This is a genomic window from Actinomycetota bacterium, from assembly GCA_012837825.1.
Classification (GTDB): Bacteria; Actinomycetota; Humimicrobiia; order Humimicrobiales; family Humimicrobiaceae; genus Humimicrobium.
The window spans coordinates 1-2,604 of the sequence record DUQM01000086.1 but is presented as its reverse complement, the minus strand read 5'-3'; the positions used below and the strand labels follow the sequence as shown (position 1 = coordinate 2,604).

Genomic DNA, 2,604 nt, shown 5'->3' with positions numbered 1-2,604 from the left:
AACCGGCTCTATAAAACACACGTGCAATATCCGGATTATATGGCTTCGAAACATGCGAACCTAAAAGCGTTTCTACTGTCCAGCCAAACGGCAACATGCTGCAGTTGCTTACATACATCACATCATCCTTTGCCATCCTCAATTTTTAAGCATTTCATATTCTCTACGCCTTTCCTCATAAGCAGTTTCGCCGGCCTCCAAACAATTCAGAATAGCCTCTAAATTGCTAATTGCCAACACAGTTCACTAGTTCTTTGTTGCCTGGTTCCCCATAGAAGACATCATAATGAGCCTCTCTGCCTTCAATTCTTCTTACTGTACTAATTACAAAGTCCGGATGAATAGATGCACCAACTGTACTATTGTGTGCAAATATTTCATTCTTAAAATTATATAGTTTCTGAAACGGTTCCTTAAACTGATAATTATCTGATTCCGGGTATTATTTTATGCTGACAGTTACTTCCGGAGCTTCTTCATAAAGATTATTTGTTGTGATCCTGAATCTTATGCTGTTTTCATCAGGTGCAATTGCTTTTACCTTAACGGTTATCCTGATTTCACCTGATGGTTCAATAATATAAGGCCCGTTTGTCCACATATAAAAACCGCTTGCCATTCCGGGCATAACCTTTATATCACTTTCATTTTCATTGATTCCGATGAGGCAAAGACTTTTTGGCAGCCCCAGTTCTATTGAGCTTAAATAAGCCGGCTCTGTTTCACTTTTGTTTTTTATTATATAGGAAATATTTTTCTCTTCGCCGAAATTAAAAGATAATTCTTTCTCCCCGATTTCAAACCCTACATATTTTTTAACTCCAAGGACTTTGAATGTTTTTAACTCCTCGCCGTAATCCATCCAGTAGATAAAGTAGCTTACAGGTTCCATCTCAAATGCATTTGAGAGATCAGGCAAATAAGCCTGATTAAAATAAATGGTGTTTTTTCCGATATTTGCTCTTATATCTGAAAGCATTTCCTCATAGCTCAGTCCTCTTTTGATTTTTATGTTTTTGTCCGATTCGTAAAGAAGGAGATAGGCAAGAACGTTTGTGGATTTGGAGCTTGAAAAAATAATCGAATTATCTTCCAGCTCACTTTCAACTGCTTTCCAGTAATCATAAATTACTGTATCCCTGCTTTTATCCGCTTCTGCATAATTGATTGCAAAAGCATTTACAGGGAAAAACAATATTGCTGCCATGAATATGGATAAGGCGGTTATTTTAAAAGAACCCGGACCGGGGGAAAACGCTTTTTTATTTTCTTCTTTCCTGCCGGAATATCGCGCAGAGATTTTTTTAATCAGTACCTTTATTGCCTCTTTAATATGATAAATTCCAAAAGCGAAAGGAATCATCAGGAATGTAACCACCGAAACAAGATAAAAATCATTAGGAACGTCTTCATAAAGAAAAACAGGTATAAGATTAAAAATTATAAGAAAAAACACAAGTATAAAATATCTCCACTTTTTCCATGCAAGCATTACAAAACCGAAAAGCGTTACAATAATAGCAGCTATATTGAAATCCTGTCTCATCAGATTATAATAGCCTGCTGCCTGTTTTTTAAAAACTTCCACTGACCTGAAACCGAACTGCTGTTTCCACTGCATGCCTGTAATATAGTGCATAAACTGCTGAAAAGTTTTGACATTCCCATATCCCTGATAGGATCTTATGGGAATATAAAAATAAAGCAGAAAAGGTGCAATCATAAGCGCTATTATAATGACAACTCTTTTTAATTTGAAAACTGCCCTCCGGTCAGTAATCACGGGGAAAAGTATCAGAATGGGGGCAAGAAAAACTGAAAGCGGATGATTTGTAAGACTTAATCCTATGAAAAGATAATACAGATAAAGGAATCTGGTTTCTTTGCTGTTTGCCCAGTAAATTCCAAAAAGAATCACAAGCCCGGTCAGGAATGTATGCAGAGTATAAACTTCAAAACGATTTGTCTGAAGCCAGAAAACCCTGAAAAAACAGAAGAATAATGATGAAATCAATGCAATATAATATTCTTTTTTAATTAGATTGGAAACAATCATCACGAATACCGTTACCGTAGCTGCTCCGAAAAACACCGAAAAAAGATTAAGCCTGAAAGCAATAGTGCCAAACGGAATAAACGTAAACAGTTTCCCCAGAAGGAAAGCTGTGGGAAAGCCGGTTGGCTGTCCTACCGCAAGTTGCGGAACCTGTATATGAAACCAGGTCGTGTCATACCCAAATGAAGAAGGATTCATGGTAAGAAGATATATTACAAATGCAGCAATAAAACTGAATGCATATATCGCCGGCTTGTAAAACTTTTCTGTTCTGCAGGTATTGTTTTTTATTGTCAGCATCTTCCTTCACCTTTCGGAGATGTATAATATGGTTTCATTTAAATTTTACAGAAATAAAATTATCAATTATCGTTATTCCGCTAAAGGAATCAAACGGTTCTAATTATATAAAAAACAAATACATTTGTAATCTGATAAAAAGAGAAATTGATTTATTTTTGGCAAAACGATAAAAGTATGAATTATAATTTAATATATAAATAATTTAATATAAAATTTAATAAAAATAATTTAATATAAAAAAATTT

General features: G+C 34.9%; 2 protein-coding genes. Both read right to left on the bottom strand.

Annotation, left to right across the window (positions count from 1 at the left end):
- On the bottom strand, positions 1–136 hold a 136-nt coding region (locus GXZ93_06700; GenBank protein HHT79460.1), incomplete at its 3' end, for a hypothetical protein.
- 306 nt (positions 137–442) lie between these two features.
- Positions 443–2,356 (bottom strand): DUF2723 domain-containing protein, encoded by a 1,914-nt coding sequence (locus GXZ93_06695; GenBank protein HHT79459.1) that lies wholly within the window; start codon positions 2,354–2,356, stop codon positions 443–445.
- Positions 2,357–2,604: the final 248 nt, after the last annotated feature.